The organism is Streptomyces tagetis (genome assembly GCF_018069565.1).
Classification (GTDB): Bacteria; Actinomycetota; Actinomycetes; order Streptomycetales; family Streptomycetaceae; genus Streptomyces; species Streptomyces tagetis.
Genome location: NZ_JAGPNL010000009.1, coordinates 125,659 through 143,032, shown reverse-complemented (window position 1 = coordinate 143,032; position 17,374 = coordinate 125,659). Strand labels below are relative to the sequence as shown.

9 protein-coding genes and 1 pseudogene are annotated in these 17,374 nt (G+C 73.4%); 8 read left to right on the top strand and 2 right to left on the bottom strand.

Features of this window, described 5'->3' with window-relative positions:
* Positions 1-94 precede the first annotated feature (94 nt).
* On the top strand, positions 95-1,849 hold the full coding sequence (locus J5Y05_RS26810) for an NAD+ synthase (protein ID WP_210875668.1): 1,755 nt from the start codon (positions 95-97) through the stop codon (positions 1,847-1,849).
* A 220-nt stretch (positions 1,850-2,069) separates the two neighbouring features.
* Positions 2,070-5,066, top strand: a complete 2,997-nt coding sequence (locus J5Y05_RS26805) for a bifunctional [glutamine synthetase] adenylyltransferase/[glutamine synthetase]-adenylyl-L-tyrosine phosphorylase (RefSeq protein ID WP_210875667.1) — start codon at positions 2,070-2,072, stop codon at positions 5,064-5,066.
* A gap of 69 nt (positions 5,067-5,135) precedes the next feature.
* Here J5Y05_RS26805 and J5Y05_RS26800 read toward each other — a convergent pair whose 3' ends face one another.
* The gene (locus tag J5Y05_RS26800) at positions 5,136-6,005 is read right to left on the bottom strand and encodes a phosphatase PAP2 family protein (protein WP_210875666.1); all 870 of its coding nucleotides are present in this window, start codon (positions 6,003-6,005) and stop codon (positions 5,136-5,138) included.
* An 84-nt stretch (positions 6,006-6,089) separates the two neighbouring features.
* Positions 6,090-7,124, bottom strand: coding sequence for a LacI family DNA-binding transcriptional regulator (locus tag J5Y05_RS26795; protein ID WP_307854104.1), 1,035 nt, complete (start codon positions 7,122-7,124; stop codon positions 6,090-6,092).
* Positions 7,125-7,646: 522 nt separating this feature from the next.
* Between J5Y05_RS26795 and J5Y05_RS26790 the strand changes: the two genes are divergently transcribed.
* From J5Y05_RS26790 to pulA, 6 genes and pseudogenes are all read left to right on the top strand, one after another.
* Positions 7,647-8,918 carry an extracellular solute-binding protein gene (locus J5Y05_RS26790; protein WP_210875664.1) on the top strand — a complete coding sequence of 424 codons (1,272 nt, stop codon included), beginning with the start codon at positions 7,647-7,649 and terminating at the stop codon, positions 8,916-8,918.
* Positions 8,919-9,028: 110 nt separating this feature from the next.
* Entirely contained in the window at positions 9,029-10,033 is a 1,005-nt protein-coding gene (locus J5Y05_RS26785; RefSeq protein WP_210875663.1) for a carbohydrate ABC transporter permease, read from the top strand.
* A 13-nt stretch (positions 10,034-10,046) separates the two neighbouring features.
* Entirely contained in the window at positions 10,047-10,958 is a 912-nt protein-coding gene (locus tag J5Y05_RS26780; protein ID WP_210875662.1) for a sugar ABC transporter permease, read from the top strand.
* Positions 10,959-11,072: 114 nt separating this feature from the next.
* Complete coding sequence (locus J5Y05_RS26775) at positions 11,073-12,773, top strand: glycoside hydrolase family 13 protein (protein ID WP_210875661.1); 1,701 nt, start codon at positions 11,073-11,075, stop codon at positions 12,771-12,773.
* A 192-nt stretch (positions 12,774-12,965) separates the two neighbouring features.
* Positions 12,966-14,342, top strand: a complete 1,377-nt coding sequence (locus J5Y05_RS26770) for an alpha-amylase (RefSeq protein WP_210875660.1) — start codon at positions 12,966-12,968, stop codon at positions 14,340-14,342.
* Positions 14,343-14,769: 427 nt separating this feature from the next.
* Positions 14,770-17,349 (top strand): annotated as a pseudogene (gene pulA / locus J5Y05_RS26765) (pullulanase-type alpha-1,6-glucosidase); the annotation flags it as partial.
* Positions 17,350-17,374 lie beyond the last annotated feature (25 nt).

Here is a 17,374-nt window from a genome sequence, read left to right as displayed (position 1 = left end):
CCGTACGGCACAGCGCCCGGTACGGCCACCGTGTCGCTCCGCCGGACCCCGCCGCGTCACCCCATCGTGTCGGAGTGACGATTACACTGGGCGCGTGCCCCAACTACGACTTGCCCTGAACCAGATCGACGCCCGCGTCGGCGACCTCGCCGGGAACGCGGAGTCGGTCGTCCGCCGGACCCGCCGCGCCGCCGAGCGGGGAGCGCACCTCGTGGCGTTCCCGGAGATGGCGCTGACCGGGTACCCCGTCGAGGACCTCGCCCTGCGGTCGTCCTTCGTGGACGCCTCCCGCGCCGCCCTGCGCGCCCTCGCCGCACGCCTCGCCGACGAGGGCCTCGGCGAGCTGCCGGTGCTCGTCGGCTACCTCGACCGCGCCCCGCACGACCGGCCGGCGTACGGCCGCCCCGCCGGCGCCCCGCGCAACGCGGCGGCCGTGCTGCACCGGGGGGAGGCGGTCCTCTCCTTCGCCAAGCACCACCTGCCGAACTACGGCGTCTTCGACGAGTACCGCTACTTCGTCCCCGGCGACACCCTTCCCGTGCTGCGGGTGCACGGCGTCGACGTCGCCCTCGCCATCTGCGAGGACCTGTGGCAGGACGGCGGCCGGGTGCCCGCCGCGCGCTCGGCGCGGGCCGGGCTGCTGCTCTCCGTCAACGCCTCCCCGTACGAGCGGGAGAAGGACGACACACGGCTGGAGCTGGTGCGCAAGCGCGCCCGGGAGGCCGGGTGCACCACGGCCTACCTCGCCCTGACCGGCGGCCAGGACGAGCTGGTCTTCGACGGCGACTCCATCGTCGTCGACCGGGACGGCACCGTGCTGGCGCGGGCCGCGCAGTTCGCCGAGGAGTGCCTGCTGGTCGACCTCGACCTGCCGGCCGCCGACCCGGACGCCCCCGGCGGGGTGGTCGACGACGGGCTGCGCATCGACCGCGTCGTCCTCTCCGGAGGGCCGCTGCCCGCCTCCGCGCCCGAGCCCGCCGCCGGGCAGGCGCCGCGCCTCGACGACGACGCGGAGGTCTACGCGGCGCTCGTCACCGGCCTGCGGGCCTACGCGGAGAAGAACGGCTTCCGCTCGGTGCTCATCGGCCTCTCCGGCGGCATCGACTCCGCGCTGGTCGCCGCGATCGCCTGCGACGCGCTGGGCGCGGAGAACGTCTACGGCGTGTCGATGCCGTCCAAGTACTCCTCCGAGCACTCCAAGGACGACGCGGCCGAGCTGGCCCGCCGTACCGGCCTGCACTACCGCACCGTGTCCATCGAGCCGATGTTCGACGCGTTCATGGGCGCGCTGGGGCTGACCGGGCTCGCCGAGGAGAACCTCCAGTCGCGGCTGCGCGGGACGACCCTCATGGCGATCTCCAACCAGGAGGGCCACATCGTCCTCGCCCCGGGCAACAAGTCCGAGCTGGCGGTGGGCTACTCGACCCTCTACGGCGACTCGGTGGGCGCCTTCGGCCCCATCAAGGACGTCTACAAGACGTGGGTCTTCCGCCTCGCCGAGTGGCGCAACCGCTCGGCCGCCGAGCGCGGCGAGACCCCGCCGATCCCCGAGAACTCGATCACCAAGCCGCCCAGCGCCGAGCTGCGGCCGGGCCAGGTGGACACGGACTCGCTGCCCGACTACCCGGTGCTCGACGCGATCCTGGAGCTGTACGTGGACCGGGACCGGGGCGCCGACGAGATCGTCGCCGCCGGGTACGACGCGGAGCTGGTGACGAAGACGCTGCGGATGGTCGACACGGCGGAGTACAAGCGCCGCCAGTACCCGCCGGGCACCAAGATCTCGCCCAAGGGCTTCGGCAAGGACCGCCGCCTGCCCATCACCAACCGCTGGCGCGAATCCGGCTGAGGCAGGGCGGCGCCCGCGCCCCCCGGCCCCGACGCGGCGCCCGCGCCCCGGGCCGGACGCGGCGCCCGCCCCGCTGAGCCGGACGCGGCGCCCGCGCCCCCCCCGGCCCCGACATGGCGCCCCCACCCCGCCGTCCCCGGGTGCGGGCCGCCGAGGCCGCTAGGCTCGGGGACGTATCGCGTGGGCCGGCCGGTGGCCGGTGGGTGACAGGGAGGCCCAGATGGCGGCGCCGGGACGCAGGAGCAGTACCTTCACGCGGCTGCTCCGGCACGGCTTCACCGACCCCTCCGCCGCCGAGCGGCTGCTCGACGCCCCCGAACTGGCCCCGGTCCGCGACGACCCGGTCCTGCTGGAGGCGCTGGGCGCCACCGCCGACCCCGACCTCGCCCTGCACCAACTGGTCCGGCTGCTGGAGGCCCAGCCCGAGCCCGCCGCCCGCCGGGAGCTGCTGGACACCGTGATAGCGGCCAAACCGCTGCGCGACCGCCTCCTCGGCGTGCTCGGCGCCTCCGAGGCGCTGGGCGACCACCTCGCCCGGCACTGCGGCGACTGGCGGGCCCTGGTCACGTACGAGCCCCGGGACCTGCACCCCGGCGTCGCCGAGTTCGAGAGCGGGCTCGCCGGGGCGGACGACCCGGTCTCCCTGCGGATCGCCTACCGGCGCTGCCTGCTCGCCCTCGCCGCCCGGGACGTGTGCGGCACCATCGACGTCGCCGAGACCGCCGCCGAACTGGCCGACCTCGCCACCGCCACCCTGCGCGCCGCCCTCGCCCTCGCCGAGGCCGCCGCGCCCGAGGACGCCGCGCTGTGCCGGCTCGCGGTGATCGCCATGGGCAAGTGCGGCGGCCACGAGCTGAACTACGTCTCGGACGTCGACGTCGTCTTCGTGGCGGAGCCCGCCGAGGGCGCGGACGAGACCAGGGCGCTGCGCGCCGCGACCGGGATCGCCTCGCACCTGATGCGGATCTGCTCCGAGACCACCGTCGAGGGCTCCATCTGGCCCGTCGACGCCAATCTGCGCCCCGAGGGCCGCAACGGGCCGCTGGTGCGCACCCTCGCCAGCCACCTCGCCTACTACCAGCGCTGGGCGAAGACCTGGGAGTTCCAGGCGCTGCTCAAGGCCCGCCCGGTGGCCGGCGACGCGGCCCTCGGCGAGGAGTACCTGGCCGCCGTGCGCCCGCTGGTGTGGCAGGCGTCCGAACGGGAGAACTTCGTCTCCGACGTGCAGAAGATGCGCCGCCGGGTGGTGGAGACCCTCCCGCCCGCCGAGGTCGACCGGCAGCTCAAACTGGGGCCGGGCGGGCTGCGGGACGTCGAGTTCGCGGTGCAGCTCCTCCAGCTCGTGCACGGCCGCGTCGACCCCGCCCTGCGCAGCGGGACGACGCTGGACGCGCTGGACGCCCTCGCCGCGGGCGGGTACGTGGGCCGGGCGGACGCCGCCCAGCTCGACGAGGCGTACCGCTTCCTGCGCTCCATGGAGCACCGGCTCCAGTTGTACCGGCTGCGCCGCACCCACCTGGTGCCCGAGGACGAGGCCGACCTGCGCCGCCTCGGCCGCTCGCTGGGCCTGCGCACCGAGCCGGTGACGACGCTGCTGCGCGAGTGGCGGCGGCACGCGGCCGTGGTGCGCCGGCTGCACGAGAAGCTCTTCTACCGGCCGCTGCTCGACGCGGTCGCCCAGCTCGCGCCCGGCGAGACCCGGCTCTCCGCCAAGGCGGCCCGGGAGCGCCTGGTGGCCCTCGGGTACGCCGACCCGGCCGCCGCCCTGCGGCACCTGGAGGCGCTGGCCTCGGGCGTCACCCGCAAGGCGGCCATCCAGCGGACGCTGCTGCCGGTGCTGCTCGGCTGGTTCGCGGACTCCGCCGACCCGGACGCGGGCCTGCTCAACTTCCGCAAGGTCTCCGACGCGCTCGGCAAGACCCCCTGGTACCTGCGGCTGCTGCGCGACGAGGGCGCCGCCGCCGAGAACCTCGCCCGGGTGCTGTCCGCCGGGCGGCTCGCCCCCGACCTGCTGATGCGGGCGCCGGAGGCGGTGGCGCTGCTCGGCGAGGGCGCCGCCGCCGGGCTCGCGCCGCGCGGCCGGGCCCAGCTCGAACAGGAGGTGCTGGCCGCCGTCCGCCGCGCCGACGACGCCGTGCAGGCCGTGACGGCGGCCCGCGGGGTCCGCCGCCGCGAGCTGTTCCGCACCGCCGCCGCCGACATCGTCGGCTCCTACGGCACCGAGGCCCGGCCCGCCGAGGCCGACCAGGGCGCCCTGGTGGACCGGGTCGGCGCCGCCGTCTCCGACCTGACCGCGGCGACCCTCGCCGGCACGCTGCGGGCGGTGGTCCGGGCGGGCTGGGGGGACACCCTGCCGACCCGGTTCGCGATCATCGGCATGGGCCGCTTCGGCGGCAACGAACTGGGCTACGGCTCCGACGCCGACGTGCTCTTCGTGCACGAGCCCCGCGACGGCGTGGACGAGCGCGAGGCCGCCGACGCCGCCGGCCGGGTCGTCGCCGAGATGCGCCGGCTGCTCCAGGTGCCGAGCGCCGACCCGCCGCTGGTCGTCGACGCGGACCTGCGCCCGGAGGGCAGGTCGGGCCCGCCCGTGCGCACCCTGAAGTCGTACGAGGCGTACTACCGGCGCTGGTCGCTGGCGTGGGAGTCGCACGCGCTGCTGCGGGCGGAGTTCGTCGCCGGCGACGAGGAGCTGGGCCGGCGCTTCATGGAACTGGTCGACCCGCTGCGCTACCCGGCGCGGGGCCTGCCGGAGGACTCCGTACGGGAGATCCGGCGGCTCAAGGCCCGGATGGAGTCCGAGCGGCTGCCGCGCGGCACCGATCCCAAGCTCCACGCCAAACTGGGGCCGGGCGGCCTCTCCGACGTGGAGTGGACCGTGCAACTGACGCAGTTGCGGCACGCGCACGAGGTGCCCGCGCTGCGGACCACGCGGACCCGCGAGGCCCTCACGGCGGCATGCGCGGCCGGGCTGGTCCCCGAGGAGCACGCCGCCACGCTGGACGAGGCGTGGGTGCTGGCGACCCGCGTACGCAACGCGGTGATGCTGGTGCGCGGCCGGGCCGGCGACACCTTCCCCACGGACAGCCGTGACCTGGCGGCGGTCGGCCGGTACCTGGGCTACGGGCCCGGTCACGCCGGGGACATGCTGGAGGCGTACCGGCGTACCACGCGGCTGGCGCGCACGGTGGTCGAGGAGCTGTTCTACGGGGCGTGAGGGGCGCCCCGCGGGCCTGCCGGCTCCCGGACCCCGCCGGAGCCGTGCGGCACACGGCCCGGTGGGGCCCTACGGTCTTCCCGACGCCGGCCGCGCGCCCTTCCGGAGCTTCTGCCGGGCCGGTGCCCGCCGGGGCAGGGCGTACGGCCACCGTCCGTACCAGAGCCACGCCACCGCGTAGCCGAAGGCGAGGCAGACGAGGCCGCCCGCCGCGTCCAGCCAGAAGTGGTTGGCGGTCGCCACGATCACCACCAGGGTGAGCGCCGGGTAGAGCAGGCCGAGGACCCGCACCCAGGGCACCCTGGCGAGGGCGAAGAGGGTCAGCCCGCACCACAGCGACCAGCCGATGTGCATCGACGGCATCGCGGCGTACTGGTTGGACATGGTCTTCAGGTCGCCGGAGGCCATCGAGCCCCAGGTCTCGTGCACCATCACGGTGTCGACGAAGTGGCCGCCCCTCATCAGCCTGGGCGGCGCGAGCGGATACAGATAGTAACCGGCGAGTGCCACGGCGGTGGTGGCGAACAGCACCAGCCGGGTCGCCGCGTACCGGCCCGGATGGCGGCGGTAGAGCCACACCAGCACGCCGAGCGTGACCACGAAGTGCAAGGTGGCGTAGTAGTAGTTCATCCCGATGACGAGCCAAGTCACCGAGTTCGCCGCGTGGTTGACCGACAGCTCGAAGGCGGTGCCGAGTTGGTGCTCGAAGTGCCAGATCCAGTCGGCGTTGCGCAGCGCCTGCGCCCGCTGTTCGGGCACCGCGTTGCGCACGATCGAGTACGTCCAGTAACTCAGCGCGATCAGCAGGATCTCGAACCACAGCCGCGGCGGACGGGGAGTGCGCATCCGGTCCATGAGGCGCCGTCGCCCCCGGTCCCCGACGGGCTGCGGAACGCCCTCGCGCGGGCCCTCCGAAGTCGTCACGGTCACGTCACCCATAGGCATAAAGTCTGCCAGAAAACCCCTTCCACACCGATCATCCCTCCAACCGGACGGGGACGCACGCGCGGGCCGGGGCCGGGGTCAGGAGCGGGGCCGCTCGCCCGGTGCCGAGGCCGTCGAGCCGCGCACCACCAGTTCCGGCATGAACACGAACTCGCTGTGCGGCGCGGGCGTCCCGCCGATCTCCTCCAGCAGGGTCCGCACCGCCGCCTGCCCCATGGCGGGGACCGGCTTGCGCACGGTGGTCAGCGGCGGGTCGGTGAAGGCGATCAGCGGCGAGTCGTCGAAGCCGACGACCGAGATGTCGCGGGGCACTTCCAGGCCGCGCTGCCGTGCGGCGCGTATGGCGCCCAGCGCCATCATGTCGCTGGCGCACACCACCGCCGTGCACTCCCGGCCGATGAGGGCCGCCGCGGCGGCCTGGCCGCCCTCCAGGGTGTACAGCGAGTGCCGGACGAAGTCGCGCTCCACCGTCTCTGCGCTCAGCCCCAGTTGTTCCTGGACGGTGCGCACGAAGCCCTCGATCTTGCGCTGCACGGGCACGAACCGCTTGGGCCCGAGCGCCAGCCCGATCCGGGTGTGCCCGAGGGAGACGAGGTGGGTGACGGCGAGGTGCATCGCCGCGCGGTCGTCGGGGGAGATGAACGGGGCCTGCACCTTGGGCGAGAAGCCGTCCACGAGGACGAAGGGCACCCCGCGCGCCCGCAGCCGTTCGTAGCGCTGGGTGTCGGCGGTGGTGTCGGCGTGCAGCCCGGAGACGTAGATGATGCCGGCGACCCCGCGGTCGACCAGCATCTCGGTCAGCTCGTCCTCGGTGGAGCCGCCCGGCGTCTGGGTGGCGAGGACCGGGGTGTAGCCCTGGCGGGTCAGCGCCTGGCCGATGACCTGGGCCAGGGCGGGGAATATCGGGTTCTCCAGCTCCGGGGTGATCAGGCCGACCAGCCCCTCGCTGCGCTGCCGCAGCCGCACCGGACGCTCGTAGCCGAGGACGTCGAGCGCGGCCAGCACGGACTGGCGGGTGGTGGCGGCGACGCCCGGCTTCCCGTTGAGGACCCGGCTGACCGTCGCTTCGCTCACCCCCGCCTGCGCGGCGATGTCGGCAAGCCGGGTGGTCACAGGGCTGGACTGTACCGGCCGGGTGGGGGCTTGCCCACCGATCGTCCGCCGGGTGCGCGCCGGGGCACGGCCCGCCGCGGGCTGCTGGGTCATCGCGATCCCCCATGGTCGGGCCACCGGTCGTCGGGCCGGGGTGGCTTCGGGGTCCGCGACGCGGGGCGCGTCGTCACCGGACCGTCTGGCAAGTGCTTGCAGAGTCTTGCACAAGTCCTTGACGGCCTGCCGTGCCGGTGAGCGGCCAGGAGCAATACCGGCCAACACCGGCCAACACCGGCCCCGGACCGGTCTCGCGGCGATCGAGGTCACGTCACGGCGGGATAACTCTCGGCAGTCCTTGCACTTTTTTTCTGCAAGCACTTTCGCGCCGCTTGCATCGCTGTTACGTTCACGTCGCCCGGCGGAGCCCTCCGGCCCACTCGTTCGAGCGGCCGGGGCACCGCCGCGGCGCAGTCGGCACGGTGGCAGGACGGCGGACGGACCCGCACCCTGCGGCACCCGGGCTTTCACCCTCAAGGAGAACTCATGCGGCGTGGCATAGCGGCCACCGCTCTGGTGGCGTCCCTCGCCCTCGCGGCGACGGCGTGCGGCGGGGACGGCGCGGGCGACGACAAGGCCGGCGGTCCGGTCACCCTCACCTGGTGGGACACCTCCAACGCGACCAACGAGGCGCCCACGTACAAGGCGCTGGTCAAGGAGTTCGAGGCCGCCCACAAGGACATCAAGGTCAACTACGTCAACGTCCCCTTCGACCAGGCGCAGAACAAGTTCGACACCGCCGCCGGCTCCAAGGGCGCCCCCGACGTGCTGCGCTCCGAGGTCGGCTGGACCCCCGCCTTCGCCCAGAAGGGCTTCTTCCTGCCGCTGGACGGCACCGAGGCCCTCGACGACGCCGCGAAGTTCCAGCCCAGCCTGGTCGAGCAGGCGAAGTACGAGGGCAAGACGTACGGCGTGCCGCTGGTCACCGACACCCTCGCCTTCGTCTACAACAAGCAGCTCTTCGAGAAGGCCGGCGTCGAGGCGCCCAAGACCTGGGACGACCTCAGGAAGGCCGCCGCCACCATCAAGGACAAGACCGGCGTCGACGGCTACTGGGGCTCCACCGCCGGCTACTACGGGCAGCCGTTCCTCTACGGCGAGGGCACCGACACCGTCGACGCCGGCGCCAAGAAGATCACCGTCGCCTCCCCCGAGGCGAAGAAGGCGTACGGCACCTGGCTCGGCCTCTTCGACGGCAAGGGCCTGCACAAGGCCGACGCCACCGCCGAGGCGTACGCCCACATCCAGGACGCCTTCGTCAACGGCAAGGTCGCCTCGATCATCCAGGGCCCGTGGGAGATCACCAACTTCTACAAGGGCTCCGCCTTCCAGGACAAGGGCAACCTCGGCATCGCCACCGTCCCGGCCGGCTCCACCGGCAAGGCCGGCGCCCCGACCGGCGGCCACAACCTCTCGGTGTACGCGGGCTCGGACGCCGCGCACCAGAAGGCGGCGCTCACCTTCCTGAAGTTCATGACCTCGGCCAAGTCCCAGGAGACGGTCGCGCTGAAGAACTCCACGCTGCCCACCCGCGACGACGCCTACACCGACCAGGTCAAGGCCGACCCGGGCATCGCCGGCTTCCAGGGCGTCCTGCCCGCCGCCCAGCCGCGCCCGGCACTGCCCGAGTACAGCTCGCTGTGGGGCCCGCTCGACGACGAACTGCCCCAGATCGCCGCCGGGAAGCAGTCCCTCGACAAGGGACTGTCCGACGCCGAGACCGCCTTCGCCAAGCTGGTGCCGGACTTCGGCAAGTGACGCCCGCGCGGTCGCCGGACCCCGCCCCGACGGGGCCGGGACCCGGCGACCGCCGGCCCGTGAGCCGCCCCCCCGATCCTCCGGCCTGATCCTCCAGAAGGTGCCGAACCATGACAGTCGCCATCGACCGCGCGACCGGCGAGCGCCGCGGTGACCGCGCCCCGCGTCCCGGCCCGGTCAGCCGCCTCAAGCACGGCTACCGCAAGCACTGGTACGCCTACGCCATGATCGCGCCGGTGGCCGTCGTGCTCGGCGTCCTGGTGCTGTATCCGCTGGCGTACGGCTTCTACCTCACGCTCACCGACGCCAACAGCCTCAACTCGGCCCGCACCATCGGCGTCAACGAGATCGCGGCCACCTACAAGTTCATCGGCCTCGACAACTACGCCGACATCCTGTGGGGCCCGACCGCCTACGACCGCTTCTGGTCGCACTTCGTGTGGACGATCGTGTGGACGGCGGCCTGCGTCGCCCTGCACTACGGCATCGGCCTCGGACTCGCCCTGCTCCTCGACCAGAAGCTGCGGGGCCGCACCTTCTACCGGCTCGTGCTCATCCTGCCCTGGGCCGTGCCGACCTTCGTGACCGTCTTCGGCTGGCGCTTCATGCTCGCCGACAGCGGCATCGTCAACTCCGCCCTGGACTTCCTGCACCTGCCGGCGCCCGCCTGGCTGGAGGACACCTTCTGGCAGCGCACCGCCGCGATCATGGTGAACACCTGGTGCGGGGTGCCGTTCATGATGGTCTCCCTGCTCGGCGGCCTCCAGTCCATCGACGGCGCCCTGTACGAGGCGGCCGAGATGGACGGCGCGGGCGCCTGGCAGCGCTTTCGCCACGTCACCCTGCCCGGACTGCGCTCGGTCAGCTCCACCGTGGTCCTGCTCGGCGTGATCTGGACCTTCAACCAGTTCGCCGTCATCTTCCTGCTCTTCGGCAACACCGCGCCCGAGGCGCAGATCCTCGTCACCTGGGCCTACCAGCTCGGCTTCGGACAGCAGCCGCGCGACTTCGCGCAGTCCGCCGCCTACGGAATCCTCCTGCTGGCCATCCTGATCGTCTTCACCTCCTTCTACCGCCGCTGGCTGAACCGCTACGAGCAGCAGCTCGCGTTCTGAGGCAGGAGCCGCCATGAGCACCCCGACCGTCACGACCGCCGCCCCGGCCCCGCCGCCCGCCTCCCCGCCCGCCCCGCCCCGCCCGGTGCGCCCGCGCGGCGAGCGCGGCCCGCTGGCGCGGCTCGCCTCCCACACCGTCCTCGGCGTGGCGAGCGCCGTCGCCTTCTTCCCGGTCGCCTGGCTGGTCTTCCTCTCCCTCGGCCCGGACAAGGACGACTACCTGCACCCCGGCGGCATCTGGCGGAAGATGACGCTGGACAACTACGCGTTCGTGCTCCAGCACACCGCGTTCTCCGACTGGCTGAAGAGCTCGCTGATCGTCTCGCTCGGCACCACGCTCATCGGCGTCCTGGTCTCCGCCAGCACCGGCTACGCGGTCTCCCGCATGCGCTTCCCGGGGTACCGCCGGTTCATGTGGGTGCTCCTGGTCACCCAGATGTTCCCGGTGGCCGTCCTGATGGTGCCGATGTACCAGATCCTGTCCCGGCTGGGCCTCATCGACAACTACCTCGGCCTGATCCTCGTCTACTGCTCGACCGCGGTGCCCTACTGCGCCTGGCTGATGAAGGGGTACTTCGACACCATCCCCTTCGAGATCGACGAGGCCGGACGCGTCGACGGGCTCTCCCCGATCGGCACCTTCGTCCGGCTGATCCTGCCGCTGGCCAAGCCCGGACTGGCCGTCGCCGCCTTCTACAGCTTCATCACCGCCTTCGGCGAGGTCGCCTTCGCCACCACGTTCCTCCTCGACGACCGCAAGTACACCCTCGCGGTCGGTTTGCAGAGCTTCGTCAGCGAACACGACGCGCAGCGCCACCTGATGGCCGCCACCGCGGTCCTCATCGCGATACCCGTCTCCGCCTTCTTCTACCTCGTGCAGAAGAACCTGGTCACCGGCCTCACCGCGGGCGGCACCAAGGGCTGACGCCCCGGCCGGGCGCCCCGCGCCCGGCCACCCCCGCCCCGTGCGCGGCCCCGCACGACGACTTCACGACCCGTACGCCCCCACCGGGGGAACCCCCACCGCATCAAGGACGACATGAGCCAGCAGCACTCAGCCGCCCCGGCCCCGACTCCCCAGACCGCCCCGGCCCCCGTCCCGGTCGCCGAGCGCCCCGACTGGTGGCGCGACGCGGTGATCTACCAGGTCTACCCCCGCAGCTTCGCCGATGCCGACGGCGACGGCATGGGCGACCTGGAGGGCATCCGCAGCCGCCTGCCCTACCTGCGCGACCTCGGCGTGGACGCCGTGTGGCTCAGCCCCTTCTACGCCTCGCCGCAGGCCGACGCGGGCTACGACGTCGCCGACTACCGCGCCGTCGACCCCATGTTCGGCACCCTCCCGGACGCCGAGGCGCTGATCCGCGACGCCCACCGCCTCGGCCTGCGCGTCATTGTCGACCTGGTCCCCAACCACTCCTCCGACCAGTACGACTGGTTCCGGCGTGCCGTCGCCGAGGGCCCCGGCTCGCCGCTGCGCGAGCGCTACCACTTCCGCCCCGGCAAGGGTCCCGACGGCGAACTGCCCCCCAACGACTGGGAGTCCATCTTCGGCGGCCCCGCCTGGACCCGGGTCACCGAGCCCGACGGCACGCCGGGGGAGTGGTACCTGCACCTCTTCGCCCCGGAGCAGCCCGACTTCAACTGGCGGCACCCCGCCGTCGGCGACGAGTTCCGCTCCATCCTGCGCTTCTGGCTGGACAAGGGCGTCGACGGCTTCCGCATCGACGTGGCGCACGGCATGGTCAAGGCCGACGGCCTGCCCGACCTGGGCTCCCACGAGCAGCTCAGGCTCCTGGGCAACGACGTGATGCCCTTCTTCGACCAGGACGGTGTCCACGACATCTACCGCCAGTGGCGGCGCATCCTCGACGAGTACTCCGGCGACCGCATCTTCGTCGCGGAGGCGTGGACGCCGACCGTCGAGCGCACCGCCAACTACGTCCGCCCCGACGAGCTGCACCAGGCGTTCAACTTCCAGTACCTGGGCACCCACTGGGACGCCGCCGAGCTGCGCTCCGTCATCGACCGCACCCTGGACGCGATGCGCCCGGTCGGCGCCCCGGCCACCTGGGTGCTCTCCAACCACGACGTCACCCGGCACGCCACCCGCTTCGCCAACCCGCCCGGCCTCGGCACCCAGATCCGGCAGGCCGGCGACCGCGCGCTGGGCCTGCGCCGGGCCCGCGCGGCGACCCTGCTGATGCTGGCGCTGCCCGGATCGGCCTACGTCTACCAGGGCGAGGAACTGGGCCTGCCGGACGTCGTCGACCTCCCCGACGAGGTGCGCCAGGACCCGGCGTACTTCCGCGGCGCCGGCCAGGACGGCTTCCGCGACGGCTGCCGGGTGCCGATCCCGTGGACGCGCGGGGGCGGCTCGTACGGGTTCGGCGGCGGCGGGAGCTGGCTGCCGCAGCCGGCCGGGTGGGGCGAGCTGAGCGTGGAGGCGCAGACCGGCGTCGCCGGGTCCACGCTGGAGCTGTACCGCTCCGCGCTGGCCCTGCGCCGCGAGCAGCCCGGCCTCGGCGCCGGGGACGCGGTGGAATGGCTGCCCTCGCCCGAGGGCGTCCTCGCCTTCCGCCGCGGGGAGTTCGTGTGCGTCGCGAACACCACGGCCGGTCCGGTCGAGGTGCCGGACCACGGGCGGGTGCTGCTCACCAGCGGCGAGGTGACCGGGGCGGACGGCACGGTGACCGTACCGGGCGACACGACGGTCTGGTGGACCGGCGCCCGGGACTGACGGGCAACCAGCGCCTCCCCGGGGGGCGTCGGCAAGAATCTTGGACCGATTCGGTACGGCCCGCTGCCTTTCCGGCGGCGGGCCTCTACCATCTGCGTCACCGCAAGCTTTCTGAAGGTTGCTGCAAGAATCCTCAGCCGCTCGCGGTACCCCACGAGTCCGACCCGCCTTCGACGGAGAAGGAATCCCCACATGGCCCGCAGAGCCCTGCTCGGGGCGGCAGCCCTCGCCGCCGCCGCTTCCCTTGTCATGAACCCGACTAACGCACAGGCGTCCCCGCCCGGCGACAAGGACGTCACCGCCGTCCTCTTCGAGTGGGACTTCGCCTCCGTGGCCCGGGAGTGCGCCACCGCGCTCGGCCCCGCCGGGTACGGGTACGTCCAGGTCTCCCCGCCCGCCGAGCACATACAGGGCGGTCAGTGGTGGACCTCGTACCAGCCGGTGAGTTACAAGATCGCCGGACGCCTCGGCGACCGCAACGCCTTCCGCTCCATGGTCGACACCTGCCACGGGGCCGGTGTGAAGGTCGTCGTCGACACCGTCATCAACCACATGTCGGCGGGCAGCGGCACCGGCACCGGCGGCTCCTCGTACACGAAGTACGACTACCCCGGGCTGTACTCGCGCCCCGACTTCGACGACTGCACCGCCGAGATCACCGACTACCGGGACCGCTGGAACGTCCAGCACTGCGAACTGGTGGGCCTCGCCGACCTGGACACCGGTGAGGAGTACGTGCGCGGCGCCATCGCCGGGTACATGAACGACCTGCTCTCCCTCGGCGTGGACGGCTTCCGCATCGACGCCGCCAAGCACATGCCCGCCGGCGACCTCGCCGACATCAAGTCCCGCCTCACCCGGCCCGCCGCCTACTGGAAGCAGGAGGTGATCTTCGGCGCCGGCGAGGCCGTCCAGCCCACCGAGTACACCGGCAACGGCGACGTCCAGGAGTTCCGCTACGCCTACGACCTCAAGCGGGTCCTGACCTCCGAGAAGCTCGCCTACCTGAGGAACTACGGCGAGGGCTGGGGGTACATGAGCGGCTCCGTCGCCGCCGTCTTCGTCGACAACCACGACACCGAGCGCAACGGCTCCACGCTCAGCTACAAGAACGGCGCCGACTACACCCTGGCCAACGTCTTCATGCTGGCCTGGCCCTACGGCGCCCCCGACGTCCACTCCGGCTACGAGTGGTCCGACGCGGACGCCGGGCCGCCCAACGGGGGCCGGGTGAACGCCTGCTGGCAGGACAGGTGGAAGTGCCAGCACGCCTGGCCGGAGATCAGGTCCATGGTCGGCTTCCGCAACGCCACCCGCGGGCAGGCGGTGACCGACTGGTGGGACAACGGGAACAACGCCATCGCCTTCGGGCGCGGCAACCGGGGCTTCGTCGCCCTCAACCACGAGACGGGCCCGCTGACCCGCACCTACCAGACCTCGCTGCCCGCCGGCACCTACTGCGACGTGCAGGGCGGCGGCACCGTGGCCGTGGACGGCGCCGGCCGCTTCACCGCCACCCTGGGCGCCAACACGGCGCTCGCGCTGCACACCGGCCGCTCCTCCTGCTGAACGGGCTTGCCACGCAAGGGCCGTGAAAAATCTTGCCGATGTTTTCACGGCCCTTGCTGCAAGCCTTGCGGCGGCGCTACGGTCACGCGGAGCGCCGTCGCGCCCCCCAACCCCCCACCTGGTCAAACCTGTTCACCCTCCGATCCCCTCACCCCGCAGCCCGGCCCCACCGAGCCGTGAGCGCAAGGAGCCCCCTGTGACACCGAGATGGCCCGCGCCCTGGCGGCGCCGCACCGCCACGGCCGGACGGACCGCGGCCGTCACCGCCGCCGCCGTCGCCGCCACCCTCCTGCCGCCCCTCGCCGCGCCCGCCGGAGCCGCGCCCGCCGGAGCCGTGCCCGTGGGCGCCACCCGCCTGGGCGCCGCCTCCCTGGGCGCCGCCTCCCACGGCGCGGAACCCCACGGCGCCGCCTCCGCGCGGGCCGCCGCGAGCGCCCTCGACCCGGCCGCCTCCCGCGCCGTCTGGATCGACCGCGACACCCTCGTCTGGGACCGCGCCGACGGCGCCGCCTCCGCCCGGCTCCACACCTCGCCCACCGGCTCCCTGACCCTGCGGAACACCACCCTCACCGGCGCCGACGGCCCCGCCATCCGGCTCGGCCGCGCCACCCTCACCCCCGCCCAGCGGGCGAAGTTCCCGCACCTGCGCTCCACCACGGCCTGGAGCGTCGACCGCCGCGACCGCGCCCGGGTGCCCGAGGCCCTGCGCGGGCAGCTCCTCGCCACCCAGACCTCCGCCGCCGGAACCCTCCTCGCCGCCACCGGCGTACAGACCGCGGGCGTCCTCGACGACCTCTACGCCGCCCGCGCCACCGGCGAGCGGCTCGGCCCGGTCTTCCACCGGGGCCGCCCCACCCTCTCCGTCTGGGCCCCCACCGCCCGCCGCGTCTCCCTGGAGATCGGCGGCGCCACCGTCCCCATGCGGCGCGACGACGCCACCGGCGTCTGGTCCGCGACCGGCCCCGCCGCCTGGAAGGGCCTGCCCTACCGGTACGCCGTCGAGGTGTGGGCCCCCACCGCGGGCCGCGTCGTCACCAACAAGGTCACCGACCCGTACTCGGTCGCCCTGACCGCCGACTCCGCGCGCAGCCTCGCCGTCGACCTCGCCGACCCCGCCCTCGCCCCCGCCGGCTGGTCCCGCCTCGCCAAACCGGAGGCGGTGCCGCTGCGCGACGCCCAGATCCAGGAACTGCACGTCCGGGACTTCTCCGCGTCGGACCGCACCGCGCGCCGGCCGGGCACCTACCTCGCCTTCACCGACCGGGACAGCGACGGCTCCCGGCACCTGCGCCGCCTCGCGGAGGCCGGCACCTCCCACGTCCACCTGCTGCCCGCCTTCGACTTCGCCACCGTCCCCGAACGGGCCGCCGACCGCGCCGCCCCCGACTGCGACCTCGCCGCCCTCCCGGCCGGCTCGCCCGCCCAGCAGGAGTGCGTCGCCCGCACCGCCGGCCGGGACGCCTACAACTGGGGGTACGACCCGTACCACTACACGGTCCCCGAGGGCTCCTACGCCACCGACCCGGACGGCACCGCCCGCACCGTCGAGTTCCGCCGGATGGTCAAGGCGCTCAACGAGGACGGCCTCGGCGTCGTCATGGACGTCGTCTACAACCACACCGCCGCGAGCGGCCAGGACCCCAAGAGCGTCCTCGACCGCATCGTGCCCGGCTACTACCAGCGGCTGCTGGAGGACGGATCGGTGGCGAACAGCACCTGCTGCGCCAACACCGCCCCCGAGAACGCCATGATGGGCAAGCTCGTCGTGGACTCCGTCGTCACCTGGGCCAGGGAGTACAAGGTCGACGGCTTCCGCTTCGACCTCATGGGCCACCACCCCAAGGCCAACATCCTCGCCGTCCGCGAGGCCCTCGACGCGCTCACCCCCGGCAAGGACGGCGTCGACGGCAAGAAGATCATCCTGTACGGGGAGGGGTGGAACTTCGGCGAGATCGCCGACGACGCCCGCTTCGTCCAGGCCACGCAGGCCCACATGGCCGGCACCGGCATCGCCACCTTCTCCGACCGGGCCCGCGACGCGGTGCGCGGCGGCGGCCCCTTCGACGCCGACCCCGGCGTGCAGGGCTTCGCCTCCGGCCTCTACACCGACCCCAACTCCTCCCCGGCCAACGGCACCCGCGCCGAGCAGCGGGCCCGGCTCCTGCACCAGCAGGACCTGATCAAGGTCGGGCTCACCGGCAACCTGGCCGGCTACACCTTCACCGACACCGCCGGCCGGAAGGTCACGGGCTCCCAGGTCGACTACAACGGCGCCCCCGCCGGATACGCCGCCGCGCCCGGCGACGCCCTCGCCTACGCCGACGCGCACGACAACGAGACCCTCTTCGACGCCCTCGCCTTCAAACTGCCCGCCGCCACCGGCGCCGCCGACCGGGCCAGGATGCAGGTCCTCGCGCTGGCGACCGCCGCGCTCTCCCAGGGCCCGGCGCTCTCCCAGGCCGGCACCGACCTGCTGCGCTCCAAGTCCCTCGACCGCAACTCCTACGACAGCGGCGACTGGTTCAACGCCCTGCACTGGGACTGCGCCGACGGCAACGGCTTCGGACGGGGACTGCCACCGGCCGCCGACAACGCCGACAAGTGGCCGTACGCCGCGCCGCTGCTGACCCGCGTGGCGGTCGGCTGCGAGCAGATCGAGGCCACCTCGGCCGCCTACCGCGATCTGCTGCGCATCCGTACGACGGAGAAGTCCTTCTCCCTCGGCACGGCCGCGCGGGTGCAGTCCCGGCTCTCCTTCCCGCTCTCCGGCCCGGCCGAGACCCCCGGCGTGATCACCATGAGCGTCGGTGACCTCGTCGTCGTCCTCAACGCCACACCGGACACGGCCGACCAGCGCGTCCCCGCCCTCGCGGGCACCGGACACCGGCTCCACCCCGTGCAGGCGGGCGGCGCCGACCCGGTGGTCAAGGGCGCCCGGTACACCGCGCGGACCGGCACCTTCACCGTCCCGGGCCGCACGGCCGCCGTCTTCGCCCGCACCGGCTGACGGCCGCACGCCGAGGTTAGGCTGA

Excerpts from the sequence above, each read along its gene's own strand:
- J5Y05_RS26805 (WP_210875667.1), top strand. The coding sequence starts at position 2,070 with ATGGCGGCGCCGGGACGCAGGAGCAGTACCTTCACGCGGCTGCTCCGG.
- J5Y05_RS26800 (WP_210875666.1), bottom strand. The coding sequence starts at position 6,005 with ATGGGTGACGTGACCGTGACGACTTCGGAGGGCCCGCGCGAGGGCGTT.
- J5Y05_RS26790 (WP_210875664.1), top strand. The coding sequence starts at position 7,647 with ATGCGGCGTGGCATAGCGGCCACCGCTCTGGTGGCGTCCCTCGCCCTC.
- J5Y05_RS26785 (WP_210875663.1), top strand. The coding sequence starts at position 9,029 with ATGACAGTCGCCATCGACCGCGCGACCGGCGAGCGCCGCGGTGACCGC.
- J5Y05_RS26780 (WP_210875662.1), top strand. The coding sequence starts at position 10,047 with ATGAGCACCCCGACCGTCACGACCGCCGCCCCGGCCCCGCCGCCCGCC.
- J5Y05_RS26775 (WP_210875661.1), top strand. The coding sequence starts at position 11,073 with ATGAGCCAGCAGCACTCAGCCGCCCCGGCCCCGACTCCCCAGACCGCC.
- J5Y05_RS26770 (WP_210875660.1), top strand. The coding sequence starts at position 12,966 with ATGGCCCGCAGAGCCCTGCTCGGGGCGGCAGCCCTCGCCGCCGCCGCT.